Source organism: Sulfurimonas autotrophica DSM 16294 (assembly GCF_000147355.1).
Lineage (GTDB): Bacteria > Campylobacterota > Campylobacteria > Campylobacterales > Sulfurimonadaceae > Sulfurimonas > Sulfurimonas autotrophica.
Genome location: NC_014506.1, coordinates 1,156,459 through 1,180,567, shown reverse-complemented (window position 1 = coordinate 1,180,567; position 24,109 = coordinate 1,156,459). Strand labels below are relative to the sequence as shown.

Sequence of the window (24,109 nt, the reverse complement as noted above, 5' to 3'; positions counted from 1 at the left end):
TTTTTATTCGGGTCGATAAACCCGAATATTTTCATAGCCTTTGGCATCACGCAGATACTGTGCATGTAACTGGCTCATGATGCCTTTGTCACAATAAAAAAGGTACTCTTGATCTTTTGGCAGTTTTTCAAATTCCATTTTTAGTTTATGAAACGGTATTTTAAGAGTTTTACATGATGTTTCAATGTATTCATCTTCAGGGCGAATATCAATCACCACAAAATTACCTGTACTTAAATCTTTAACGACTTCAATCGGTGCCAAATTTGCCACGTCATCCACAATTTCATCAATGTTGAGATGCTGAGCATCTTCTACAGCTTTATCAAGAACATCATAATTGAATTTTTGTGCTACTTTTTCCATACGTTTAAAAGAGCCATGCGTGATAGGATTTTGAGAAATTACACCGCAATATTCAGGCATATTTTCTGCAAAATGTCGTGTGCCTATTTCATTTGCTATTGATATAATTTCAGGCTTGTTCATCGTTGCAAGAGGACGAAGAATGAGTTTGTTTGTTACCTGATCAATGAGTGCAAGGTTGCGAAGAGTCTGACTGGAAACCTGCGCTACACTCTCTCCCGTTACAAGTGCATCTATTTCCATCGCATTGGCAACTTTTTCTGAAGCCATAAGCATCAGACGTTTAAGAGTAACACCCATATATGTCGGTGGAGTGGAGCGAAAAATTTCTGTCAGAACATCATCAAAAGGGACTGAGATAAATTTGACTTTATGAGAAGAGCCAAACTTGTTCCAAAGGTAAAGTGCAACCTGTTTAACTCCTATTTCATGAGCCATACCGCCAAGATTAAAAAAGATAAAGTGTGTTTTTATTCCTCTTTTCATGGTAAGATAGGATGCCACGGTAGAATCAAACCCGCCTGACATCAGTGAGAGTATATCTCCTTGCGTACCGATAGGAAAACCACTCAGACCTTTATACTTTGTAGAAATAAAGTTAAGCTGGTCTTGAATAAGTTCCATTTGAACTACTATATCAGGATTTTTCAGTGAAACATTTTTTGCCTTTGAATTAGCCAAAAGATGCCCGCCTACAGTTCTTTCGATGTCAATAGAGCTAAAGTCATGTTTGCCAGTACGCTTGACTCTTACAACGAAAGTTTTGTCTTCAAGTGAGTCCGCTGTAAGTTCACGAACCTTTGTTTTGATCTTTTCTATTGTATCCATACTGTCGAACTGCAAAACCTCAAGTATCTGTTCAATGCCCGGAGTATCTAAAAGTTTTTGTCGTACTTCCGGCAGAACATCCTTTGGCGTAAAGACTTCTATCTTGTCAGAATATTTTTTTACTTGGATTTCAGGGTTTATACGTTGTAAGATTGTAAGGAGATTGTTGTAAAGTTGGCCAACCATCTGACGTTTTGCAGATGGACCTTTTATCATGATTTCTGGAAAAAGTTTTAAAATGAATTTTTGCACGTTTGTAGCCTTTAGATTTTTGAATGAATAAAGTCTTCCATCTCAGAAACTATTTCTTCAATGCTGCCTTCACCTGAGACTATCTTCAAGACACCTTTTTGTGTATAAAAATCTCTGATTTGCTGCAAAGGTTCCGTGTAAACACGCATACGGTTGTTAAATACTTCATTGTTATCATCTGCACCGCGGGCACGACCAAGTACTCTATCTCTTGCAGTCTCTTCACTAACTTTGACTTCAATGACACTGACAAGCTCTATATCTTTATGCTCTTGAAGATATTTGTCGAGCTCAAGCATCTGTTCTATACTTCTAGGATAGCCATCAATAATAATAGTGTCAGTAGGGGATGATTTAATAGCATTTACAATAGTCTCTATGACAATATTTATAGGGACTATTTCACCTTTTTCGATGTATTTTTCTATTTCTTTACCACGTTGGCTGCCACTTGCAACTTCTCCGCGCAGCATATCACCGGTAGAGTAGTGTGTTATATTGTCATTGTGCTCGGCTATGAGTTCGGCATCTGTAGTTTTACCGGAGCCCGGAGCTCCAATAATTAAAAAGAGTTTTTTCATTTTTATTTTACTTGTTCACGTAGTCTTATGTGTAAATCACGAAGTTGTGTATTGTCAACAGGGCTTGGTGCTTTTGTTAACAAACAAGAAGCTTTTTGTGTTTTTGGAAAAGCAATAACATCACGAATGCTTGATTTTTTCGTTAAAAGCATGATAAGTCTGTCAAAACCTAGAGCAAAACCACCATGCGGAGGTGCACCAAATTTAAGAGCATCTAAAAGGAAACCGAATTTTTCCTGTGCTTCTTCTTCTTCAATACCAAGAAGTTTAAATACCTCTTCTTGAATTTCTTCTTTATGAATACGAATAGATCCGCCACCAAGTTCAGTACCGTTAAGAACGATATCATAAGCAATAGATTCTATCTCTTCTACGTCGTCTTTATCCGTGTCTTTTGGCATTGTAAATGGATGGTGGAGTGCTTTTACGCGACCGTCTTCCACTTCAAACATCGGAAAGTCTACTACCCACACAAACTCATAGGCATTTTCGTCTATAAGGTTCATTTTTTCATGTTCTGCTATGAAATTTCTGAATCTTCCCATGTAATCCCATACAGTTTTTTTATCACCCGCACCAAAGAATACTACATCACCGACTTCAAGTTCTGTTCTTTCTATAATAAGCGCGATATCTTCTTCACTAAAGAATTTAGTAAGTGGACCTTTAAGACCGTCTTCTTTCATTTGGAAGTATCCAAGACCATGTGCACCAAATTTACGGACATAATCTTCAAAAGATTTCATTTCACGTTTTGAAAATACCAAGTCAGCACCAGGAACTTTAAGCGCTTTAATACGGTTTACATGTGGCTTTTTAGCGATATTTGTAAAGATTTCATTATCGCATCTCTCAAATATATCGATAACATCTACCATTTTAAGGTCGTATCTTAAATCCGGTTTGTCTGATCCATACCATTCCATAGCATTTTTATGGGTGATACGGTTAAAAGGAGGTTTAACATCAACACCACAGGCACCAAACATAGCCACTAGCAAATCTTCAGCAACTTTAATGACATCTTCTTGGTTACAAAAACTCATCTCGACATCTATTTGAGTAAATTCAGGCTGACGGTCGGCTCTTAAATCTTCATCACGGAAACATTTTGCGATTTGGAAATATCTGTCAAAACCACCAACCATTAAAAGCTGTTTGAAAAGCTGTGGTGATTGTGGAAGTGCATAAAATTCACCGTTGTGTACACGAGAAGGTACTAAATAATCTCTTGCGCCTTCTGGTGTGGATTTAGTAAGAATAGGTGTTTCAACTTCTAAAAATCCGTTCTCATCAAGAATATTTCTTGCGGCAATTGCTGCTTTTGAACGTAAACGAAATACCTCAAACATATCAGGGTCGCGAAGTTCTAAATAACGATATTTGAGTCTTGTTTCTTCACCGACATTTTTATCACCGATTACAAAAGGAACCGGTGCAGATTTGTTTTCTATTACAAGATCAGTCACTACAATTTCTATAGCACCTGTTTTTAAGCGAGGATTTGTAAGGCCTTCACCGCGAAGGCGAACTTTTCCTTTTGCTATTAAAACGTACTCGTCACGAACATCGTTTGCAACTTTGTGTGCCTCTTTTGAATCTTCAGGGTCACATGTAAGCTGAATAAGCCCTGTTTTGTCACGTAAATCTATGAAAATGATTCCACCGTGGTCACGATAGTTATTCGCCCAACCAGTCAGTACGACATCTTCTCCAACATTTGTTTCATTTAAATCTGTACAGTAATGAGTTCTCAAAATATAGAGTCCTATATAAATAATTTTCGTGATTATATCGAAAATATAGTATAATTGACAAAATATTCCCAATAAAAGAGCAAACTTTGCAAAAAAAAATAATCAAAAAAATTGGTGTGATTTTACGCCCTTCTACACCTGAACTAAAAAAAAGTTACTATAAGCTTGAAAAAATTTTTTTAAAGTATGACATTGAAGTAGTGGTTGAGAGTATCAGTGGCGGGATGATTGGTGTTATGGGCATGGAATTTGACTTGTTGTGCCAAAACTGTGATGCCTTGGTTACACTTGGTGGAGACGGAACACTTATTTCGACTGTTAGGCGTTCTTTTAAGTATGATATTCCTGTTTTTGGTATTTATGCGGGAAATCTTGGTTTTTTAGCAGATATCAATCTTGATGAGTTGGATGCTTTTGTAGCTAAATTGGTTGCAGGTGATTACCGAGTTGATGAACGCTCAATACTTGAAGCTCAGTTTATACAAAATAAAAAAGAAGTGATATTATATGCTTTTAATGATATAGTAATTACTCGCCCATCTGTTTCAAATATGATTCATGTAGAAACTTTGGTTGATTCAAAAGCTTTCAATACCTATTATGGTGATGGTGTTATTGTCGCAACACCGACAGGTTCGACAGCTTACAACCTCTCAGCCGGCGGTCCGGTACTTTTTCCTCTAACCAATGTATTTGCACTTACGCCAATCTGTCCGCACTCTTTGACACAAAGACCTGTTGTTCTTCCGGGAGAATTTTCCATAGAGATGAAAACACCACAGGATAAAGCACTTGTCATTATTGATGGTCAAGACAAACTTGAGCTTGAAAGCGGACAAAGCATACATATACAACTGGCAAAAAATAAAGTTAAACTCATTCATAGAAATGAGTTTAACTATTTTGATGTTCTTAAAGAAAAACTTAATTGGGGAGAATAATATGCTATTTATTCATCTTCTATTGTTCGTGCCGACGGATTTGCCAATAATCGCTCAACAGGAATTGGCATGCCAGTTTTTTCACAAATACCGTAAGTTCCTGATTTAATACGTTTTAAAGCATCATTTATATTCAGAATTTCAGCTTCTAATTTATGTAGAATTGTTTGATCTATTTTATTTTCTATTTGAAGTTCTGCCATATCTACAGTATCATCAATTTCATCTTCTCTCGCAATTGTATTAACTTCATCTTTAATGATTTTTAAATTCTTTTCAATTTTTTCTTTCTCTTTTTTGAGCATTGTTTCAAATTTCTTGAAATTCAAATCTTTACGCGACATTATAAATCCTTTTCTACTTATAATTTTTAATACTAATACATTGTAACACAAATAACTCTAAAATACATAATTTTTAATTAAAAAAATTTTAGTTATGAAAATAATTATATCTAAATCTAATAAAGATATAATATGGCTATGAAAATACTTATAAATTATATATTTGTCATATTTACCATCCAAGCTTCCTTGTTAGCTATGCAAAATCATGCCGTAGTTTTACAGTATCATAGATTTGATGAAATGAAATATCCCTCTACAAGTATATCTATGGAACTTTTTACACAACAGGTAGAGTATTTGGTAAAAAATAATTATACTGTCTGGCCGCTTTCTAAAATAGTTAAATATTTGCTGGAGAAAAAAGAACTTCCTGATAAAACTGTCTCAATCACCATAGATGATGCGTATCACAGTGTATATACAAAAGCCTATCCCTTACTCAAAAAGTATAAACTCCCTTTTACTATATTTGTGAACTCTGCGCCTATTGTTCATGAGTCTGTACATTATTTAACCTGGGATGAGATGCGGGAGATGGGAAAATATGGCGCAGAGTACGCAAATCATACCTATTCGCATCAGTATCTTGTACGAGACGGCATAAAGAACCCTAAAAATTATAAAAAGTATGTTACAAAAGAGATTGAGATGTGCGAAGTAAAAATAGAAAAAGAGCTTGGTAAAAAAGTCTGTACTGACCCAAAAATACTGGCTTATCCTTTTGGTGAGTATGATGTGAGATTAATGAAATTAGTAAAAAGTTTAGGCTATGTGGGTGTCGCGCAAAATTCTGCTCCGATTTCACGTGAGAGTAATTTTATGGCTTTGACAAGATTTCCAATGTCGGGAGGTTTTGGAGAGATGGATCAGTTTGTATTGAAAATAAATACACTGCCTTTACCATTAGAGAGTATTTCAAACAAAGATACACTTCTTGACAAATCAAACAACCCGCCTTTTTTGATTTTGACATTGAAAAAACCACTCAAAGATTTACAGTGTTTTACATCTGATGGAAAAAAAATAACCATGCAATGGCTGACTGAGACAACAGTAAAAATAGAATCAGAATTGCCTTTACTTTATCCGCGTAACCATTACACCTGTACCGCACATGCAAAAGGTAATGCATGGTATTGGTACAGCCATTTATGGATTGTGTTGAAGTAAAAATTTACTCTGTAAACGCAGCACTCATATAGCCGACAACTTGCGATTTGTCTCCGCTTGCATCAGCACTGGTTCTATAATCAAGCAGTGTCGGTTTTAGTCCGTTCTCTTTTGCCGCTATAAGCATTGCTTCAACGCCTATTTTACCGCAGGCTTCACAGCCTTGATGTAATTCAGTCGGGTTAAGCTTTGCTACTGCTTCAAGACAAATGCTGTCAAGCTGATTAGCTTTATCTATGTCATAATAATGACTCAAATCCGTACTAATGACAACAGTAGTATCTTCATCTTTTAAAAGATAATTAATGACTTTTCCTAAATTGACCGGGTCTTCGTTTCCATAAACAAGCTCTACAACAGAAGCATTTGGCAGGTAATTTTTTACAAATGGCATCTGTACTTCTGTAGAATGCTCTGAATGTGCATCTGCTTGAAAATGTAAGTCAAATTTTTCTATCAATTCATCTGCAAGCTTTTTATCTATGGAGAGATTTCCAAGTGGTGTTTCATAGCTGTCATACTCGGCAACACTCGTACCATTTAAATAAACTCGATGACTCGGTCCAATAACTACTACACGTTTAGCATGAGAGTTTTTGAGCAGTCTAAAGGCTATATTCGCCGTAAATGCAGAATAAACATACCCTGCATGTGGTACAATAATAGCTCTTGGTTTTAAATTTAATATAGCTTCATCTTTTATAGACTCATCTATTATTTTATTGTAATGACTGAACATTTTTTCTATTTCTTCTTTACTTGCCGGATAAAACTGCCCCGCAACCGCATCTTTTCTTATACTCATTTCCATACTCCTTCTATAGCTCTGTTACATTTTGGACAATGTCCATCAACAAGAGCATTTTTCGTAACCGAATAACCGGTCCTATCTATAAGTAAAGTTCCACAATCGGGACAATATGTGTCCCCGTGAACAGGAACATTACCCATATAAACATATAATAAACCTGCTTTTTTTGCTATGTCGCTGGCACGCTGCAACGTTTGCAGTTTTGTATATTCATGGTCCTGCATTTTATAATCAGGATGAAAAGCGCTTAAATGCCATGGTACATGTATGCCAAGCTCATTGGCTATAAATGATGCCATTTCTTCCAAGTCTTTGTCACTATCATTGTCACCTTCTATTAAAAGAGTGGTTACTTCTACCCAAATGCCCTCTTTTACCATGCCTCGCAAGGTATCTTTTACGGCCTCTAGTCCACCTTTTAACACTTTTTTGTAATAAGCGTCATCCCAGCTTTTAAGGTCTACATTGGCAGCATCAAGCCATGAAGCCATATCTTTAACAACTTCCGGTGTTTCAAATCCGTTCGTGACAAAAATATTTTTCAGCCCTTTTTGTCTTGCTATGACACCGATGTCTTTAGCATAAGGGTAAAATATAGTAGGTTCATTATAGGTATAGGCAATGGAAGAAGCTCCATTTTCTATAGCTAAATCGACCATTTTTTCAGGGGATACTTCTATACTGGTATCTACTGTATGCTCTTGCGAAATCTGCCAGTTTTGGCAAAACGGACATTTGAAATTACACCCGACTGTTCCAAAGGAAAGGGCAGTAGTGCCCGGCAGCAGATGATATATCGGTTTTTTCTCAACAGGGTCAAGATTTATAGTACTCGGATGCCCGTAAACAAGAGTTTTGAGTTCCCCATTTTCATTTTTATTGACTCCGCATACACCCACTTGCCCCTCTTTCATTTGACAGTAATGCTGACATAATAAACATTTAATTTTTTCTTTTTCTGGTATTGTTTCATAATAATTCATTTTAGTCTCCTGAAGTTAAGTCACTTTACTATAAGTGACTCAACTTGTAGGCATTTTAACTAAAATTTTTAAAAAAGTCAAATTTATTAATTTTAGATTAAGGAGACAATTTGAAAATGCGGGTTTTTAACAGAAGCTTCAAGTGTGGCGATTTCATCAAGTACAATCAATTTTTCATTGTTATCGATCTTTACTTTGATACATTCCTGATGATTTTCATTACGAGCGGTGTCAAGTGCTTTTGCTTCAACAACAGTGCCCGACTTCATCGTTAGTTTGACAGGATAGCGGTACATACAGGCTATCTCTATATAATCATATAGCTGGCAGCTAATCACTTTTTTTTCCTTTTTTATTTTTTATCAACTCAGTTAAGGGCGAACTGCTTGGGTAAAGAACTTTAGCAGATGGAATATCTGCTGCTGCAGGGTCTAAATGCGAATCTTGGTCATCAAAAAATATATGTGGCTTAAAAGCTTTTAAAAATCTGCTTTTTTCCAGCCCTCCAAGAAAAAAGGCCTCATCAACATAAACATTCCAATCTCTGAGTGTTTTGATGACTCTCATTTCAGCAGGGCTGTTTCTTGCCGTCATTATTGCCAGCTTAACAGGCGAAAGTTCAATACGACCGGGTAAACGCTCTTGCATTTTCGATAATTTAATCAATAAATTTGCATGAGGTCCACTTGCTAATGGTGTGTCTTGCTTATTGTCTTCATTGGCATGAAATGTCGAGAGGCCTTCTGTTTGATTGACAATTTCACTCTCTTCATTAAATATCACGGCATCAGCATCAAAAGCAAAACGCACCTGGTCTTCATCTAAATGTTTAACTGCTTTGGGCGGAGCTTTAACAATTGCTGCGGCACATACATTGCTGTCGATAACTTTTTGGGCATCACTCTCATTTGTAGTTAAAAACAAATCTACATAAAAAGCTTCAAGATAATCAACATTGGATTCGCCTGCCGTAAATGCTGATCTGGAAATCTGCAAATTTCTTCTTCTTATTTCATTAAGCACTCTAAAACCTGTTTCAGGGCTGTTTCTCGACATAACAATAACTTCAACTATAGGCGCTTCACCTTCTTTTTGGAACTTATTCAGGTTGAGCAGTGCTTTTACCAAAGGCATACCTGTACCGTCTGCTAAAGGCTTTTCTTCATTTTTGAGCATATATTTTCTATATTCTTCAATCGCTGTTTCAGGATCTTTGTCAATTTTTTCTTTAAATATTTTATCTGCTTGGGATAAATCAAATAACGCAGTAGCTGATATTCCTATAACAAGTGATTCCGATAAATCTAAGGGCATTATTTTCCTTTTGGTATTTTTATTACAAAGAGCCTAAATTAAGCTCAAGCCAATTTTACCGCTGTTGTAGTCTATCGAAACAATTTCAATTTGTGGCAGATATTGATTGAGTGTCAATATTTCCAATGGGTGTTTGACTCTTTTTGTACTCATTTTTGAAATATGAATCAACCCGTCATTTTTAAGGCCAATATCTATAAATGCTCCAAAGTCAGCTATATTTCTTACTATACCACTAACAAAACTTCCCTCTTTGAGCATTTTAATATTGCTAAGACCTTCTTTAAAAGGAATGTCAGGTAAATCTTCTCTGGGGTCAAATCCAGGCTTTTGCAACTCTTTGATAATATCTTGCAGAGTTTGTACTCCAATATCCAACTCTTTTGCTGTTTGACATACATCCAAATTATCCAGGTTCATATTTTGTAGATATAGAGCCGCTTTATAATTTTCAGGATGTATTCCGGTATTGTCAAAAATATTTTTGGAGCCTTTGATACGAATAAAACCAACTGCCTGCTCATACGCTTTTTTTCCCAAACCTTTTACGTTAAGGAGTTGGCTTTTTGTTGTAAAGTTTCCATGCTCATCTCTGTAGCTGATTATATTTTTTGCTATTGTATTACCGATGCCGGCTACATGTGTAAGCAGTTGGGCAGATGCCGAGTTAATGTCTACTCCTACACGGTTGACTATATCCATAGTTGTGTCATCTAATCTTTTTTTGAGTTGTTTTTGGTCTACATCATGTTGATACTGCCCGATACCAAGAGATTTTGGGTCTATTTTTACAAAAGTTGCCATAGGGTCACGCAGCCTTTGTGCTATAGAGATTGCTCCTCTTATAGTTACGTCCAAAGCAGGGTATTCATCTTGTGCCAGCTTGGAGGCACTGTATACCGAAGCACCTGCTTCTGATACAACCGTATAACTAAGATCGGCATTTTCTTCAGAGTTGAGTCTTGCAAAAAATTCCTGTGTTTCTCTTGAGGCTGTGCCATTGCCTATAGCTACACCTGTTATGTCATACTTCTTTGCAAGAAAAAGCACTTTATTTTTTGAAGAGTTGTAATCTTCTTTAGGTTTCGTAGGGTAAATTACGGCATGTTCAAGGTAGTTGCCGTTTTCATCTATGACAGCGAGCTTGCAACCGCTTACAAATGCCGGGTCAACGCCCAAAATAACTCTGTTGGTTACCGGTCTACTCATAAGAAGCTGACTCAAATTTTTTCCAAAAACAGATATGGCCGAAGTGTCTGCTTTTTCTTTGAGCTGGGCATGTACTTCTCGCTCCAAAGAAGGATAAAGCAGCCTTTTAAAACCGTCTTTGTAAGCTTCAAAAAGCAAAACAGAACTGCTTTTTGCATTGCTTGGAATTTTGTATTGTTTGATATTTTCAAAAATTCTGTCTGTGTCTATAGTGATTTTTACGCTTAGTTCTTTTTCTTTTACGGCTCTCATAATAGCTAAGTATCTATGAGACGGGATGTACGCGACCTTTTCACTTTTATCTGCAAGATTTTTATAACTGCCCGCAGGGTCAAAGGTCTTTGTTTTTTTAGTTTCAAGATTTCCAAATCTCAGTATAGTATTACGAACAGCTTCTCTTTCACGGGGAAGTTCGGCATAGTGTTCTGCTAAAATATCCTGAGCGCCTTTAATGGCATCGGCGACAGTGTTAACATCTTTTTTTAGAAACTTTTTTGCTTCTGTCTGAAATTCTTTCTGAGTAAGTCTGGCAGTTTGCAAAGTATTTGCCAGAGGAATCAACCCATTGGCTGCAGCAGCAGTTGCTCTGGTGTTTTTTTTCTCTTTAAAAGGTCTGTATATGTCTTCAAGAACTCTAAGTGTGTCAGCTTTTTGTATGCTCACTTTAAGAGCCTCTGTCAGTGTTGCTCTTTCTTGTATAAGACGTGAAATTTCTGTTTTTCTCTCCAGTAGTTTTTTACTACTGAGGTAAATTGACTCAAAATCACGAAGAACTTCATCATCAGCTCCTCCTGTCATCTCTTTGCGGTACCTCGCAATAAACGGAATGGTAGAACCATCATTGAGAAGCTTGAGTATGTTTTTTATATGTTCTTGTTTTAGTTTGGTCTTTTCGCAGAGCAGGGCAATGAGTGTTTGCATGGGTTAAATTCTTTTTTTCATTTTTTTATGGCGGGGTTTTTTATTTTTAGATTGGCTTGTTTGTTTAAGTGGTGTATGCGTAAAAGATTCCAATTCTTCTTGAGGAAGCTCGCATTTCATCATAAATTCTAAGGTTTCAAGCATCTTTTCATCCTCAGCACTGACAAACAAAATGGACTCGCCTGTTTCGTCCACAGCTTTAAGTGTTTCAAAATAACTCTGCGGTTCAAAAGGGAGGTCGTAACTTACTACCCTTTGTATGTTTTCAAGCTCTAACATTTCATAAATTTTACTCGTAGTGATAAGAAGGGCACTCTCATCATTGTTAAATGCAACAGAGGCCTCTTCTATTTGAGATGCTCTGTGGTTTCCGTGAATGACTATGGCATTTATATTTTTTTGTTTGAGGTGGGTGCCAAGAGTATCAGCTGCTTTTTTACTTTTACATGTAACTACTGTTTTGAGAAGTGAGTTTTCTTTGAGAAAAAGCTCGAAGTGTACAGGTTTGTCATGTTGTTCTACAAAAAAAACCAGTTGCTTTGTGCGGTTGCCGATACTAATGTTGTCATAGTATTTTTTTTGCGGTTGTGAAGTCTCTTCGCTCATAAAAAAATTCCTTAATTGTTTGAGCGAATTATAGCGTAAGCGGAATTAAGTGCCAGAGTTGGTTACAAAAGTAAGTTAGGTATAAATCCGACACCAATAGTTAATCCTCCTAAAATAATGAGTGCAAGTGCACTTATTTTTCCGGCTGAGTTTTTTGAAAATATATATGCATAAAATGCTTTGAGAATATTGTTGCTTCCTGTCGCTATTAAAATAGCTGTTGTTGCCGACTCCACAGTTACATTAAATTTTGAAGAGAGAATAGAGAGTACAAATGGGTCTATATCTGTGAAACCTACGATAAAAGAGAGGATGTTTAATCCTAAATCTCCATAGTTTTTCAATACAAAGTGTGTGATAGTCGCCATTGCAATAAATAAAAATGCAAAGAGAAATGCTGTACTAAGTTCTAATGGATTTTTATCTTCAGAATCTTCAATGTCCTGTTGTGCAGTTTTTTTGGCTTTATTGTAAAAATAGATAGAAATTACTGCAGTAAGTAAAGTCAATGCTATAAATGGAAGTGCTAAATTTGAAGCAATTTGAAAATTGAATGCATATGCAATACCTAAAAGGCGGACATACATTAAAGCTGTTGCGATAAGAATAGAGGCAGCAAACAGGTAAGGAGTAGAATTAGTGGCTGATTTTTTTGCAAGCACAATAGTTGTTGCAGTGCTTGAATAGATTCCTCCAAGTATTCCTGTGAAAAAGTATCCTTTGTCTTTAAAAACATATTTTTTTAAGACATATCCAACATACGAGAAAAGTGAAACGACAACGACAGCCAGCCATACTTTGAAAAAAGATACTGGTATAAATTCGGAAATTTGTGTTTGTGGCAAAATAGGTAAAATGACACCGCTCAGAAGTAAAAGTTTTGCAAATGTTTCTATCTCTCTCTCATCAAAGATGCTATAAAAATGTTCAAGCTTTCTGTTTATATTTGAGATAAATATGATGGCAACAAAAATAGTAAGTAAAAACCAAATATTATATTTGATAACGACAATTCCAAAACTATAAACTAAACTCGTAAGAAGAAAAAGTAAAATTCCTGTTCGTCTTACTCGAAGTTTGAAAAAATAAAAAAGAATAAAATGTGAAATAATTGCGATATAACCGACAAGATAGAGATAAATATTGATTTTGGCAAAAACATAACTCATTAGAGATATAAAAGCGTAAGTTCGGACACTTCCTATCTCTTTAGCTGAATCATTATGCATCCTATACTCTTTGATTTCAAGACCGATTAAAAAACCGGCAATGACAACGACGATAAGTTCAAGCCATTGAGCATGTAAAAATTGTTCTAGCATTTTAAATCTCCATTTCTTAACTTAATTTCTCTTAATTTGTCTTTTTTGCTTTTTCCTTTGCCTTTTACAGGGGCAGGGCCTTTTACTTTTTTAGGTGCTTCACCTGTCAGCTCAAACCCTTGTATCGATTCACGAGTCAGCTTTATATGGCTGCGTTTTTCTATAAGTTTAAAATGTTCTTGTGTTTCATGGTTTATGAAAGATATTGCTTCACCGGATTTACCTGCTCTGGCTGTTCGTCCTATGCGGTGAATATAATCAGCAGGTGAGCGTGGCAGGTCGTAGTTTATGATGCAGTCGATGTTATCAATGTCCAGCCCACGTGCTGCAATATCTGTTGCAAAAAGAACATTTATTTTTGCTTCTTTAAATGCTTGAAGCGTGTCATTTCTTATGTCTTGTTCTAAGTCTGCATTAAACGAGGCTGCTTCGATGCCGTACTTTCTAAACTTCTCAGCTATGTTGTCGGTTGCTCGTTTATTTGCCATGAAAACCAGGACTCGTTTGTATTTATGTTCTTTGAGCAGATGACGCAAAAGAGGGCCTCTTTTTTCATTGTCAACTTCTATGACTCTTTGCCTGATGTTTTCTACTGTAGGTTTTTGCTCTATGGTTACATGTAAAGGGTTGCTCATGATTTTTGAAACTAAATCCAGCATTTTTGGCGGATATGTGGCTGAGAAAAGCAGGTTTTGTCGTTTTGCGGGTAAAGACTCTAAAACAAGGTCAAGCTCTTCAGTAAAATCAAAGTTTAGCATTTTATCCGCTTCATCGAGCACCAGGTAATTTAAATGAGACAAATTCATCTGTTTTTTCTTTAAAACATCTAAAAAACGTCCACTTGTAGCCACTAAAACATCACAGCCCTGTTGAATATTGTAAAGTTGCTCACCTATACTTTCGCCACCTATGAGGCTTACTATTTGTGGTTTCTTAGCTAAATCTTTTGAGAATTCTTCAAAAACCTCTGCCACTTGAAGCGTGAGTTCTCGCGTAGGCGTCAAAACAAGGATTTTGATTTTTCCTTTTTTTGCGTTGTCTCGCTTTTGGCTCCAAAGCTGTAAAAGCGGCAGAACAAAACTTGCACTTTTTCCACTTCCTGTTTGTGCCTGTGCTATGACATCTTTGTTGTTTAGCACTAAAGGTATAACTTTTTCCTGTATGGGTGTCGGTTTTTTAAAACCTTTGTCTTGAAGTGTTTTTTGCAAGGTGCTAGATAAATTGAGTGTAGAAAAGGGCATAGTTGTTCCGATATTTATATATTTTTGTTTTTTATTATACTGTATGTTTGCCTTGAAAGAGCTACAATGTTAATTCATTCCTTTATCTTATCATAAATCAAAAAAAAAGAAATCATAAAATAGTATAATCCGGGAAAATATAAATATAGGAAAAATATGAGTGATTATAATAATTTACCACAAGGTCATCCTGTAAAGGTTTATTTGGAAGAAAATATGCTTATGCGCGAGTTAATGGCTATCATTAATAGTATAGATAAAGATGAAAACTTTGAAGCATTTAGAGAACAATTTGAAACTCTTTGTCGTGTTGAAAAACATTTTGCAAGAAAAGAGAATCAACTTTTTCCATACTTGGAAAAGTATGGTTGGACATCTCCATCTCAAAATATGTGGGCTTTTCATGATGATATAAGAGCCATAATAAAACAAGCTCGTATAGTGGTTGAGCAAAAAGAGATTACGTCTATATATATGGTGCTTCAAAATCTTTTTCATAACTTAGAACATATTATGCAAGTGGAAGAGGGACGATTGCTTCCAAGGGCTTTTGATATGTTGGATGATGCTGATTGGAGAGAAATGCGTGATGGAGATGCTGAAATAGGTTGGATGTTCGATGAAGCACCTGAACTGTATCCTCCACTTGTTGAAGACTATATTCATCCATCACAAGATACTAAAAAAAGAGATTTGCCTTTTTCACTTGATGACCGTATAGACCTCGACCAAGGACATATGTTGCCAGAGCAGATTAATTTGTTACTTAAGTTTATGCCTGTTGATATTACCTATGTAGATGAAAATGACATCGTTATTTTTTATAACCGCGGGGACAAGAGAGTATTTCCTAGAAGTGCCGGTATAATAGGGCGAGAAGTCAAGTTTTGTCATCCTCCAAAATCTGTTGATCAAGTTCTTATGATTTTACGTGAGTTTAAAGCAGGCAGACGTGATGAGGCGGAGTTTTGGATAACATTTAAGGAAAAGTTTATTCATATTCGTTATTTTGCAATACGAGACGATGATGGAACTTATAAAGGTGTTATTGAAGTTAGTCAAGATGTTACTGAAATTAGAGCTCTAGAAGGTCAACAAAGACTGCTAGACTGGGAGTAAATAGTTTTTAACGGTCTCCCAATAAATTGCCGTTAGGTAATTTATTGGCTGCTCTGTTTTGTTAGAAGTTTAGTAAACTTCTTTTCTATGAGCAATTCTAATGACAGAGATAACTAAATAGTCATTTTCTTTTAGGTATATTATTCTGTAGTTTCCTGCTCGTTTTCTAAATTTACCTTTGTGTTTTCCTTTTAGCTGTTTGTCATTTGAAAAATTTCCAGGGACCGTTCAAAAATCTCTTATAATACAAAAGAGAGAATTCAAGTAGCATATCGACAAAAATTCTGAATCTATTCAAGCTGAGTAAGATTGTGACACAGTTGGATAGCTACACGTAAAACTTGAGTGGCAACAAAGCCAGTTATAACTAGGCTGTATTAAAGAGACGAAGTAATGTGTAGCAGCTCATGGAGTATAAAACTCTAATCAATGAATTCTCCTAATTAGGAGGAATACATGTATAATTTTATAGGGATAGATGTTGCTAAAAGAACACTTCAAATTTATATTGAAGTCAATGACTCTTCTGTTGAGATAAATAACGAAGAAAAAAGTCTTAAGACATTTTATAAAACATTGAAGAAGCTTTATAAAAACGATAAACCTTTTGTTTTTATTTATGAACCAACTGCAAATTATAGTGTTGCATTAACAAAATTTTGTGCCGAAAATAATGTATATGCTTATATGGTAAATACTTTTGTTAGTTCAAACTTTTCTAAGTCTCTAGGTAATAGAAATAAAACTGATATCTCAGATGCACAGATGCTTTTTAATATGCAAATGATGATTAATAAAAAAGATATTGCGGTACCTGTAAAAAATCCTACAGTTGATGCATTAAGAGAGCTTGTGGGCTATTATCGCTTCTTACAAAAGCAAAAAGTTGCCTTTAAAAACTATAATGAAGCTGTAACTACAAATAAAAGTTCAAACTATATACTTAAAGATGTAAAGAAGAATATTGCTCGTATAGACAAGGAACAACAAGAGCTAATCAACAAAGCAAAAGCAATCATAACTAATGATGAAGTACTCAAGAAAGCTTTTGCTCATATTATCTCAATCAAGGGTGTTGGAACTCTAGTTGGAATATTTCTTTTGCATCTTTTTTTAAATTATCCCAATGCAAATAGACAACAAATTACAGCACTACTGGGATTAGATCCTATCACAATTGAGTCAGGAACTTCGATTAAAAAACGATCTCGAATATCTAAAAGAGGACTGAGTATGTATAGAGGAGTTATTTTTTACTCTATTCTTTCTACGGTGAGATTTAATGAAGAGTTTAGAACATATTATGAACATTTAAAAGACAGAAAGAAGCATACAACTTTAGCACAAATAGCAGTTATGAGAAAGTTGATTTTACTCGCGCATTCATTATATAAAAATAATGTAGATTATAATCCAGAACAATTTAAATTGAAAAAAGTAGCTCAAAAAGAAATATGTGTAGCATGATATTTTAAGTAGTTTTTAATGTGGCAACTGTGTCAATCGGGTAAAATAACAAATACTCAAGGAAACACAGATGAATATAGAAATAGATGTAGAGCAATTTGCTCGTGATATAAAAGCTGGTAAAAGTATCGGCGGAAAAGATGGAGCATTAGGCTCACTCATCAAACAACTCACAGAAGCTGCACTTGCAGCAGAAATAGATTCCCATTTAACTCAAGATCTTACGAAGAATCGTAAGAATGGTTATGCTACGAAAACTATGAAAAGTGAACATGGCGAATTTGAACTTGATGTTCCACGTGACCGTAACGGTAGCTTTGAACCAGAGATAGTGAAGAAGAATCAACGAACAATGTCAGGGGAGATTGAGGAAAAAATTCTTGCCCTTTATGCGCATGGCAACAGCTATTCTCAAATAGCTTCAATGATAGAAGATATTTATGGTGTAGGCTTTTCTAAAGGTGCTATCAGTACTGTAACAGATAAAATAATACCTATGCTTCAAGAGTGGAAAATTCGCCCTCTCGAAGAAGTATATCCCTTTGTATTTTTAGATGCTATCCATTATAAAGTAAAAGAGGATAGTAGATATATCTCAAAAGCATTTTATACAGTTCTTGGTGTTCGTGTAGATGGTAAAAAAGATATACTTGGACTTTACTTCAATGAAAGCGAAGGAGCTAAATTCTGGCTACAGGTGCTTACTGATCTTTCAAACCGTGGAGTCAAAGATATACTCATAGCTTCAGTTGATGGACTTAAAGGCTTTCCTGAAGCCATAAATTCTGTTTATCCCGATACAGAGGTGCAACTTTGCATCGTCCATCAAATCCGCAATAGTCTAAAATATGTAGGCTCTGCGAATCAAAAACAGTTTGCAAAAGAGTTGAAAAAAGTTTATCAAGCTTTTACCAAAGAAGAGGCTGAAATTGAGCTTGATAAGCTTGAAGAAAAATGGGGTAAAAAATATCCTATCGTTTTTCAATCTTGGAGAAATAAGTGGGAAAATTTATCTGTATATTTCAAATATCCTACTGATATCAGAAAGGTTATTTATACCACAAATATCATAGAATCAGTGCATCGTCAGTTTAGAACACTTACAAAAACAAAAGGAGCTTTTCCTAGCGATAATAGCTTACTAAAATTACTTTTTATGGGTATCCAAAATGCTCAGAAAAAATGGACTATGCCAATTAGAAATTGGAGTTTGACAATCTCTCAATTAGCGATCTATTTTGATGGACGGCTTGATGACGCTTTGAATTTATGATACAATTTTAGGAATTATCCGATGCTGACACAGTTGCCACATTAAAAACTACTTAAAATATCATGCTACACATATTTCTTTTTGAGCTACTTTTTTCAATTTAAATTGTTCTGGATTATAATCTACATTATTTTTATATAATGAATGCGCGAGTAAAATCAACTTTCTCATAACTGCTATTTGTGCTAAAGTTGTATGCTTCTTTCTGTCTTTTAAATGTTCATAATATGTTCTAAACTCTTCATTAAATCTCACCGTAGAAAGAATAGAGTAAAAAATAACTCCTCTATACATACTCAGTCCTCTTTTAGATATTCGAGATCGTTTTTTAATCGAAGTTCCTGACTCAATTGTGATAGGATCTAATCCCAGTAGTGCTGTAATTTGTTGTCTATTTGCATTGGGATAATTTAAAAAAAGATGCAAAAGAAATATTCCAACTAGAGTTCCAACACCCTTGATTGAGATAATATGAGCAAAAGCTTTCTTGAGTACTTCATCATTAGTTATGATTGCTTTTGCTTTGTTGATTAGCTCTTGTTGTTCCTTGTCTATACGAGCAATATTCTTCTTTACATCTTTAAGTATATAGTTTGAACTTTTATTTGTAGTTACAGCTTCATTATAGTTTTTAAAGGCAACTTTTTGCTTTTGTAAGAAGCGATAATAGCCCACAAGCTCTCTTAATGCATCAACTGTAGGATTTTTTACAGGTACCGCAATATCTTTTTTATTAATCATCATTTGCATATTAAAAAGCATCTGTGCATCTGAGATATCAGTTTTATTTCTATTACCTAGAGACTTAGAAAAGTTTGAACTAACAAAAGTATTTACCATATAAGCATATACATTATTTTCGGCACAAAATTTTGTTAATGCAACACTATAATTTGCAGTTGGTTCATAAATAAAAACAAAAGGTTTATCGTTTTTATAAAGCTTCTTCAATGTTTTATAAAATGTCTTAAGACTTTTTTCTTCGTTATTTATCTCAACAGAAGAGTCATTGACTTCAATATAAATTTGAAGTGTTCTTTTAGCAACATCTATCCCTATAAAATTATACATGTATTCCTCCTAATTAGGAGAATTCATTGATTAGAGTTTTATACTCCATGAGCTGCTACACATTACTTCGTCTCTTTAATACAGCCTAGTTATAACTGGCTTTGTTGCCACTCAAGTTTTACGTGTAGCTATCCAACTGTGTCACAATCTTACTCAGCTTGAATAGATTCAGAATTTTTGTCGATATGCTACTTGAATTCTCTCTTTTGTATTATAAGAGATTATTGAACACTACCAATTTCCATCTTGCAAATCTAAAATTTTTGTTGATACAAGCTTTTGTGCTTGAACATCTAATTTTAAAAATTCTTTTTCAGCATCTTTATCGAATGCTACTTTATACATTAATCCCAGCTTTTTTAAAAACTTCTTTGAGCGGCACAAGTGTAGTTTTTCCAGCTTTTAAATTATCAATTCTTTTATCTGCAATCATTTCATCAAGTGTGTCAAAATAAGTACTTACTGCTTTTTCAATGATATATGTACGAGAACGTTCAAGCTCAGTTGCATAAGAATCTAAATCAGTTAATAAAGTTTCATCCATTCGGATGTTAATCGCTTTTTTCATAATGTATCCTTTTGTAGATACATTATACTACATTTTTTAAAATAGTTCAATAGTAATCTAACGACTGAAGATAGCCAATAAATTGCCGTGGGTAATTTATTGGCTACTCTGTTTTGTTGGTATTTAAGCACAGTTGATTTTGTAATCTAAAAAAAGACTTTCTACTGGTATATGAAGTGCTGTGTGTAAATTTCGTATCATTTCAATAGTAAGTTTTCTTTTACGATTTAAAACTTCAGAAACTCTTGATTTGCTTCCAACAATAGCAACTAAATCTTTTTGTTTTAAATTTTCTTGTTCCATTCTAAATTTTATTGCTTCTATTGGGTCTGGAGCTTCTATCTTGTGAAATTGTTCTTCATATACTTCAACTAAAGTAGCAAGAACTTCTAACTCATCCATCTGAGGAGTATTTGGCTTTGCATTCATTAAAGTTTTAATTTTAAGGAGTGCATCATTATAATCTTTTTCACTTTTAATAGGTTTAATATTCATCTTACAAGTCCTTTATATCAATTTTATCATACTGTTTATGTGTTTCAATGAACTTTACAAAAACGATTTTTGCATAATAGTTTACAGTAACTATCAATCTGTATTTATTTCCAGAAATATTGAAGACAACTTTTTCATCTCCAATAATACTAGCACTCCTATACATTTCTTTAATTTCATTTGGATTGCTCCAATCCTGTTTTAAAACTTCTTTATGCCAAGATTCTAAAGCACTTTTACTGTCTATATATTTAGGATTTTTGTAAAAGTCTTTAAGAGTTTTCTTTGATATTATTCTCATGTAAGCATTATAACAAAGTTCCCATTAATAGAACTTAAAATTATTCATATGTATGCTAACGTTCGTCGTGAGCAATAGTTTCGCCGTAGGGGAAACTATTGCGCTCCTCGTACTTGTTATGCTTTAGAGTTTGTCTCCACCGCATTCATTAATTCTTTTTCCAAACCGAGCAGGAAAAGCTGTCATATTTAGAGAACTTACTTCATTTTGTTTTCCACTTGTCAACTTAATGACAGTCTCTTTTTCCCATCCAATTAATTTATCCCACAAACAACTACACAGGGCGTTTACTTCTTTTTCTGATGGCCTAGAATCGTAATCAAGTGTAAACTCAGGTAATGCTGCGTTTTTACACTTGACGGTAAATGGTGGAGTAGTGTGTGCACTAGACTGTTTACTAGTCTCTTTACTATTACAACCCGAAAATAAGACTAGTGTGAAAATCATAAGTGTAAAATATTTCATCATAATGAACCTTGTTAATTAATTTCGTAGCATAACGGTCAAATATAGCCAATAAGTTACCGCTAGGTAACTTATTGGCTACTATGTCTTGTTATCGTTTCCTACTTTCATAGTTATACTTGTTTGATTCTGGGTTCATTGTATTTTCAATTCCATGTTCTAAGATTCCTTTTTGTAGTGCTTTAAATATTAATATAAAACTAGGTATTCTCAATAAATTCTTTTTAAAAACTTTCTTTTTTTTACATTGCTCTAATAGTTCATATTTATCTTTTGAATTAAAAGGGAAAAAAGTTGAAACATGATGACCATGACTGTGTAACAGTTTCGCTCTTAATTTAAGAACTCTGTAAAATGTTGAAAGCAACCATCCATCTAATTCTTTCAGTTGAGCTTCATTATTAACAAGTGGATAAAAACTCATAATACCTTTAAAGTTTATTCTTTTTGTTTTCCCTTGAATATAATTCAATAAATATATATCTGATAATCCACCATATAAATATCTTCTTATTTGCATTATTGCTATTAGCAAACTTTCATCTTTAATTCTATTTGGAATGATAATGCTTTTCAGCTTTTTAGTCTTTAGTGGTTTAATTAGATTTTTATACAATAAATATGAAATTTGTTTTTGTATTCTCTTCTTTGAACTATCTTTTATCGATACATTATCTACAGAGATAGAGTATCCTAAAAAGTCAATATTATATGTTTTATTTGATAATTCTGCTGGTAGTTCTTTGCTTGTTAATAAACTAATACCCTTTGATTTTTTTGCATTTATTTTTACACCTGCTCCTGTTGAAAAATCTGTAATAATTGTAAATGAATTACAAATTTTTTCATAATCAAGTGACCATATAACTGTATCATCCGCATAGCGTGCAAATTTCAATCCTTCTTTTTCAAGATTTTTATCTAAATTCCAACATACCATATTTGCTAGGAATAGTGAAATTGATGTGCCTTGTGGAATACCTTTATCATTTTTATCAACATCTAAAAACTTATCTATTATAAATTTTTCTTCATCACTTATTATAAAACCATTTTTATCATATTGCTTTTTTAAATAGTCATGAGAAATTGAGCCGAAAAAATCTGAAAAATCAAATTCAGCAATAAATGTTCTCGAGTTTTCAGAAATATCTACCCATATATCTTGTATTGCAAAATGAACATTTCTATCATTTCTATAAGCATACGAAAATGAGCTAAATCTATGTTTATTTTTATAAAGTAAGCTATTGTAAAAGAGTTTTGAAACTGCAGCATCATGTATTTGATAGATTGTTACTTTTCTAAAGCCACCTGATTCTTTTGGAATTTTTTTTATATGTGGCTTGTTTGGAGAGTAAGTTTTATTATTAATATTTTTAATTACTGATTTAGCAATACTTTTTGCTTTTTTTCTTGTGTAAAAGGGATTGAATAATTGATTTTCAGACCAGTATATTGGTTTTTCTATTTTCTTTTCTAATTTTTCACCAAATCTTTTTTCATTTCTTTTATGTTCATGATATAGATTGTTGTGATATGCATGGTATCTTAAAATCAATTTTTCAGATTCTTGCCGAATAATATTTTCAAGTTTTGTTTCTAAATCCATAGATACTCCAAAAAAAAGCCCACAATGTGGGCTAATCATGGTCACAACCATTATAAAAGTAAGTTCTCACGGTAAGAAACATTTTGAGAAACATTTCTTCCAAAGTTTATAGTGATGAAACTATAAATACAAGGGTGACCATTCTTTCCATAAGAAAGTAAACATATGATAGCAAAAAAATATAAAATTTATTATAAGTTACAATATGACGATAACGTTTGAGGAGAGCAATAGTTTTCCCGCTAGGGTAAACTATTGGCTCCTGTGTTTTGTTAACTTTCGTCAATCTGATATCCCAACTTACGCATATCGTTAATGAAGTCCTCTATGTTTCCAACTCCCCATTGATTTGAGATAGCATACTGTTCACTTCCAACTAACACAGTTTCTCCATCTTTTAAAAAGTGCCTTGGTTGTCCATGTTTATTTGCTTTTTCAATTGCATCTTGTAAAGGTGCAAATAATCTTTGATTGGAAAAGCTTTTTCTTAGTATTTCAATGTCTGTTGGCGTATTGTCTTCAAAATATTTTTTCATTACTGCAAGAACAAATTTTCTTTTGTTGTATGTTTCATCTTGAAACTTATAGCTTGTATAATCTTTGTCCGTTTGTCGTGCTTCTCGTCATTGTTACCAATTACTCGACAATAATCTAACGCTTGTTGTACTTCAACTGGTAAGCCTTTTGAAACAAGAGAACCAATATCAGTATTGATATTTTTCCCTTTTTCTCCCAGTTCAACCATTAGTTTTTGAACTGCTAGTCTAAGTAATGCTGCAGCTGCACGAGGAGACCGTGATGCAATATCTCTAGCTTCATTGTACTCTAAAATACATGATTCTGGCAAGTCTTGGTGTGGAGGTGCAACATGAGCTTCTGATGGAACAATCATCTTTCCTTTATACCAATAGCAATATTTATAGCAATGCTGACATTGTGAATATTTGAAATCTGTATAGTGTCCAGACTTTGTTAATGTACCCCATGACTGTTTTGCATATACACTACATTGCAAACAGTGGAACTGTTCATCTTCATAGACAGGCGGATAATATTTACTCATTTATTATATTCCTTTATTCACTTAAC

Annotated in this window: 26 protein-coding genes and 1 pseudogene; 5 read left to right on the top strand and 22 right to left on the bottom strand. The window is 34.2% G+C overall.

Translation table 11 applies throughout. From position 1 onward, the window contains the following. Nucleotides 1–3: 3 nt before the first annotated feature. Genes thiI through aspS form a run of 3 tightly spaced genes read right to left on the bottom strand, consistent with a single transcriptional unit; the run spans nucleotide 4 to nucleotide 3,784 of the window. Nucleotides 4–1,446, bottom strand: a complete 1,443-nt coding sequence (gene thiI, locus SAUT_RS06090) for a tRNA uracil 4-sulfurtransferase ThiI (RefSeq protein ID WP_013326997.1) — start codon at nucleotides 1,444–1,446, stop codon at nucleotides 4–6. A gap of 11 nt (nucleotides 1,447–1,457) precedes the next feature. After that, nucleotides 1,458–2,027: an adenylate kinase gene (locus SAUT_RS06085; RefSeq protein ID WP_013326996.1), complete on the bottom strand. Its 570-nt coding sequence runs from the start codon at nucleotides 2,025–2,027 to the stop codon at nucleotides 1,458–1,460. Between the two features lie 2 nt (nucleotides 2,028–2,029). Continuing rightward, nucleotides 2,030–3,784: an aspartate--tRNA ligase gene (gene aspS, locus SAUT_RS06080; RefSeq protein ID WP_013326995.1), complete on the bottom strand. Its 1,755-nt coding sequence runs from the start codon at nucleotides 3,782–3,784 to the stop codon at nucleotides 2,030–2,032. An 86-nt stretch (nucleotides 3,785–3,870) separates the two neighbouring features. Here aspS and SAUT_RS06075 point away from each other — a divergent pair, with 86 nt between their 5' ends. Continuing rightward, complete coding sequence (locus tag SAUT_RS06075) at nucleotides 3,871–4,725, top strand: NAD(+)/NADH kinase (RefSeq protein WP_013326994.1); 855 nt, start codon at nucleotides 3,871–3,873, stop codon at nucleotides 4,723–4,725. 8 nt (nucleotides 4,726–4,733) lie between these two features. On the opposite strand, the gene SAUT_RS06070 is transcribed toward SAUT_RS06075, so the two are convergent. After that, nucleotides 4,734–5,069 carry a TraR/DksA C4-type zinc finger protein gene (locus SAUT_RS06070; protein WP_013326993.1) on the bottom strand — a complete coding sequence of 112 codons (336 nt, stop codon included), beginning with the start codon at nucleotides 5,067–5,069 and terminating at the stop codon, nucleotides 4,734–4,736. Between the two features lie 138 nt (nucleotides 5,070–5,207). Here SAUT_RS06070 and SAUT_RS06065 point away from each other — a divergent pair, with 138 nt between their 5' ends. Continuing rightward, nucleotides 5,208–6,242 carry a polysaccharide deacetylase family protein gene (locus tag SAUT_RS06065; protein WP_169302252.1) on the top strand — a complete coding sequence of 345 codons (1,035 nt, stop codon included), beginning with the start codon at nucleotides 5,208–5,210 and terminating at the stop codon, nucleotides 6,240–6,242. A 4-nt stretch (nucleotides 6,243–6,246) separates the two neighbouring features. Here SAUT_RS06065 and amrB read toward each other — a convergent pair whose 3' ends face one another. From amrB to SAUT_RS06025, 8 genes are all read right to left on the bottom strand, one after another. Continuing rightward, nucleotides 6,247–7,047, bottom strand: coding sequence for an AmmeMemoRadiSam system protein B (gene amrB, locus SAUT_RS06060; protein ID WP_013326991.1), 801 nt, complete (start codon nucleotides 7,045–7,047; stop codon nucleotides 6,247–6,249). Further along, entirely contained in the window at nucleotides 7,044–8,036 is a 993-nt protein-coding gene (gene amrS / locus SAUT_RS06055; protein WP_013326990.1) for an AmmeMemoRadiSam system radical SAM enzyme, read from the bottom strand. The genes amrB and amrS overlap by 4 nt, the downstream gene beginning before the upstream one ends. Before the next feature lie 92 nt (nucleotides 8,037–8,128). Further along, nucleotides 8,129–8,332, bottom strand: a complete 204-nt coding sequence (locus SAUT_RS06050; protein ID WP_013326989.1) for a Rho-binding antiterminator — start codon at nucleotides 8,330–8,332, stop codon at nucleotides 8,129–8,131. A gap of 34 nt (nucleotides 8,333–8,366) precedes the next feature. After that, the gene (locus SAUT_RS06045) at nucleotides 8,367–9,350 is read right to left on the bottom strand and encodes a 5'-nucleotidase (protein ID WP_013326988.1); all 984 of its coding nucleotides are present in this window, start codon (nucleotides 9,348–9,350) and stop codon (nucleotides 8,367–8,369) included. Between the two features lie 33 nt (nucleotides 9,351–9,383). Then, nucleotides 9,384–11,480 (bottom strand): helix-hairpin-helix domain-containing protein, encoded by a 2,097-nt coding sequence (locus tag SAUT_RS06040; RefSeq protein WP_013326987.1) that lies wholly within the window; start codon nucleotides 11,478–11,480, stop codon nucleotides 9,384–9,386. Nucleotides 11,481–11,483: 3 nt separating this feature from the next. Beyond that, nucleotides 11,484–12,086: a helicase-related protein gene (locus SAUT_RS06035; RefSeq protein WP_013326986.1), complete on the bottom strand. Its 603-nt coding sequence runs from the start codon at nucleotides 12,084–12,086 to the stop codon at nucleotides 11,484–11,486. Between the two features lie 62 nt (nucleotides 12,087–12,148). Next, complete coding sequence (locus SAUT_RS06030) at nucleotides 12,149–13,408, bottom strand: MgtC/SapB family protein (RefSeq protein ID WP_013326985.1); 1,260 nt, start codon at nucleotides 13,406–13,408, stop codon at nucleotides 12,149–12,151. After that, nucleotides 13,402–14,649, bottom strand: coding sequence for a DEAD/DEAH box helicase (locus tag SAUT_RS06025; RefSeq protein ID WP_013326984.1), 1,248 nt, complete (start codon nucleotides 14,647–14,649; stop codon nucleotides 13,402–13,404). Before SAUT_RS06025 ends, SAUT_RS06030 begins: the two co-directional genes overlap by 7 nt. 156 nt (nucleotides 14,650–14,805) lie before the next feature. On the opposite strand from SAUT_RS06025, the gene SAUT_RS06020 reads away from it, so the two are divergent. Beyond that, nucleotides 14,806–15,768, top strand: a complete 963-nt coding sequence (locus SAUT_RS06020) for a DUF438 domain-containing protein (protein WP_013326983.1) — start codon at nucleotides 14,806–14,808, stop codon at nucleotides 15,766–15,768. A 69-nt stretch (nucleotides 15,769–15,837) separates the two neighbouring features. Here SAUT_RS06020 and SAUT_RS11160 read toward each other — a convergent pair. Next, a pseudogene (locus SAUT_RS11160) lies at nucleotides 15,838–15,987 on the bottom strand (type II toxin-antitoxin system RelE family toxin); the annotation flags it as partial. A gap of 237 nt (nucleotides 15,988–16,224) precedes the next feature. Here SAUT_RS11160 and SAUT_RS06015 point away from each other — a divergent pair. After that, nucleotides 16,225–17,235 carry an IS110 family RNA-guided transposase gene (locus SAUT_RS06015; RefSeq protein ID WP_013326981.1) on the top strand — a complete coding sequence of 337 codons (1,011 nt, stop codon included), beginning with the start codon at nucleotides 16,225–16,227 and terminating at the stop codon, nucleotides 17,233–17,235. A 70-nt stretch (nucleotides 17,236–17,305) separates the two neighbouring features. Further along, on the top strand, nucleotides 17,306–18,508 hold the full coding sequence (locus tag SAUT_RS06010) for an IS256 family transposase (protein WP_013326982.1): 1,203 nt from the start codon (nucleotides 17,306–17,308) through the stop codon (nucleotides 18,506–18,508). Nucleotides 18,509–18,568: 60 nt separating this feature from the next. On the opposite strand, the gene SAUT_RS06005 is transcribed toward SAUT_RS06010, so the two are convergent. From SAUT_RS06005 to SAUT_RS05965, 9 genes are all read right to left on the bottom strand, one after another. Then, entirely contained in the window at nucleotides 18,569–19,579 is a 1,011-nt protein-coding gene (locus SAUT_RS06005; protein ID WP_013326981.1) for an IS110 family RNA-guided transposase, read from the bottom strand. Between the two features lie 231 nt (nucleotides 19,580–19,810). Then, complete coding sequence (locus SAUT_RS11650) at nucleotides 19,811–19,924, bottom strand: type II toxin-antitoxin system RelE family toxin (RefSeq protein ID WP_013326980.1); 114 nt, start codon at nucleotides 19,922–19,924, stop codon at nucleotides 19,811–19,813. After that, complete coding sequence (locus SAUT_RS05995) at nucleotides 19,917–20,147, bottom strand: CopG family transcriptional regulator (RefSeq protein ID WP_013326979.1); 231 nt, start codon at nucleotides 20,145–20,147, stop codon at nucleotides 19,917–19,919. Before SAUT_RS05995 ends, SAUT_RS11650 begins: the two co-directional genes overlap by 8 nt. Nucleotides 20,148–20,270: 123 nt before the next feature. Next, entirely contained in the window at nucleotides 20,271–20,642 is a 372-nt protein-coding gene (locus SAUT_RS05990) for a helix-turn-helix domain-containing protein (protein ID WP_013326978.1), read from the bottom strand. Between the two features lies 1 nt (nucleotide 20,643). Then, the gene (locus SAUT_RS05985; RefSeq protein WP_013326977.1) at nucleotides 20,644–20,943 is read right to left on the bottom strand and encodes a type II toxin-antitoxin system HigB family toxin; all 300 of its coding nucleotides are present in this window, start codon (nucleotides 20,941–20,943) and stop codon (nucleotides 20,644–20,646) included. A 123-nt stretch (nucleotides 20,944–21,066) separates the two neighbouring features. Then, nucleotides 21,067–21,411, bottom strand: coding sequence for a hypothetical protein (locus SAUT_RS05980; protein WP_013326976.1), 345 nt, complete (start codon nucleotides 21,409–21,411; stop codon nucleotides 21,067–21,069). A gap of 88 nt (nucleotides 21,412–21,499) precedes the next feature. Then, entirely contained in the window at nucleotides 21,500–23,020 is a 1,521-nt protein-coding gene (locus SAUT_RS05975; RefSeq protein WP_013326975.1) for a reverse transcriptase domain-containing protein, read from the bottom strand. A 272-nt stretch (nucleotides 23,021–23,292) separates the two neighbouring features. Further along, complete coding sequence (locus SAUT_RS05970) at nucleotides 23,293–23,556, bottom strand: hypothetical protein (protein ID WP_013326974.1); 264 nt, start codon at nucleotides 23,554–23,556, stop codon at nucleotides 23,293–23,295. Then, nucleotides 23,556–24,083 (bottom strand): DUF4145 domain-containing protein, encoded by a 528-nt coding sequence (locus SAUT_RS05965; RefSeq protein ID WP_013326973.1) that lies wholly within the window; start codon nucleotides 24,081–24,083, stop codon nucleotides 23,556–23,558. Before SAUT_RS05965 ends, SAUT_RS05970 begins: the two co-directional genes overlap by 1 nt. Between the last annotated feature and the right edge of the window lie 26 nt (nucleotides 24,084–24,109).

Bases quoted from the DNA above. Each gene is read 5' to 3' on its own strand.
- SAUT_RS06005 (WP_013326981.1), bottom strand. From the start codon at position 19,579: ATGTATAATTTTATAGGGATAGATGTTGCTAAAAGAACACTTCAAATT.
- amrS (WP_013326990.1), bottom strand. From the start codon at position 8,036: ATGAATTATTATGAAACAATACCAGAAAAAGAAAAAATTAAATGTTTA.
- SAUT_RS05985 (WP_013326977.1), bottom strand. From the start codon at position 20,943: ATGAGAATAATATCAAAGAAAACTCTTAAAGACTTTTACAAAAATCCT.
- SAUT_RS06085 (WP_013326996.1), bottom strand. From the start codon at position 2,027: ATGAAAAAACTCTTTTTAATTATTGGAGCTCCGGGCTCCGGTAAAACT.
- SAUT_RS06050 (WP_013326989.1), bottom strand. From the start codon at position 8,332: ATGTACCGCTATCCTGTCAAACTAACGATGAAGTCGGGCACTGTTGTT.
- SAUT_RS06020 (WP_013326983.1), top strand. From the start codon at position 14,806: ATGAGTGATTATAATAATTTACCACAAGGTCATCCTGTAAAGGTTTAT.
- SAUT_RS06025 (WP_013326984.1), bottom strand. From the start codon at position 14,649: ATGCCCTTTTCTACACTCAATTTATCTAGCACCTTGCAAAAAACACTT.
- SAUT_RS05990 (WP_013326978.1), bottom strand. From the start codon at position 20,642: ATGAATATTAAACCTATTAAAAGTGAAAAAGATTATAATGATGCACTC.
- SAUT_RS06035 (WP_013326986.1), bottom strand. From the start codon at position 12,086: ATGAGCGAAGAGACTTCACAACCGCAAAAAAAATACTATGACAACATT.
- SAUT_RS06045 (WP_013326988.1), bottom strand. From the start codon at position 9,350: ATGCCCTTAGATTTATCGGAATCACTTGTTATAGGAATATCAGCTACT.
- SAUT_RS06070 (WP_013326993.1), bottom strand. From the start codon at position 5,069: ATGTCGCGTAAAGATTTGAATTTCAAGAAATTTGAAACAATGCTCAAA.
- amrB (WP_013326991.1), bottom strand. From the start codon at position 7,047: ATGAGTATAAGAAAAGATGCGGTTGCGGGGCAGTTTTATCCGGCAAGT.
- SAUT_RS05970 (WP_013326974.1), bottom strand. From the start codon at position 23,556: ATGAAAAAATATTTTGAAGACAATACGCCAACAGACATTGAAATACTA.
- SAUT_RS11650 (WP_013326980.1), bottom strand. From the start codon at position 19,924: ATGTATAAAGTAGCATTCGATAAAGATGCTGAAAAAGAATTTTTAAAA.
- SAUT_RS06040 (WP_013326987.1), bottom strand. From the start codon at position 11,480: ATGCAAACACTCATTGCCCTGCTCTGCGAAAAGACCAAACTAAAACAA.
- SAUT_RS06065 (WP_169302252.1), top strand. From the start codon at position 5,208: ATGAAAATACTTATAAATTATATATTTGTCATATTTACCATCCAAGCT.
- SAUT_RS06010 (WP_013326982.1), top strand. From the start codon at position 17,306: ATGAATATAGAAATAGATGTAGAGCAATTTGCTCGTGATATAAAAGCT.
- SAUT_RS06030 (WP_013326985.1), bottom strand. From the start codon at position 13,408: ATGCTAGAACAATTTTTACATGCTCAATGGCTTGAACTTATCGTCGTT.
- SAUT_RS05995 (WP_013326979.1), bottom strand. From the start codon at position 20,147: ATGAAAAAAGCGATTAACATCCGAATGGATGAAACTTTATTAACTGAT.
- SAUT_RS05965 (WP_013326973.1), bottom strand. From the start codon at position 24,083: ATGAGTAAATATTATCCGCCTGTCTATGAAGATGAACAGTTCCACTGT.
- SAUT_RS05980 (WP_013326976.1), bottom strand. From the start codon at position 21,411: ATGATGAAATATTTTACACTTATGATTTTCACACTAGTCTTATTTTCG.
- SAUT_RS05975 (WP_013326975.1), bottom strand. From the start codon at position 23,020: ATGGATTTAGAAACAAAACTTGAAAATATTATTCGGCAAGAATCTGAA.
- SAUT_RS06015 (WP_013326981.1), top strand. From the start codon at position 16,225: ATGTATAATTTTATAGGGATAGATGTTGCTAAAAGAACACTTCAAATT.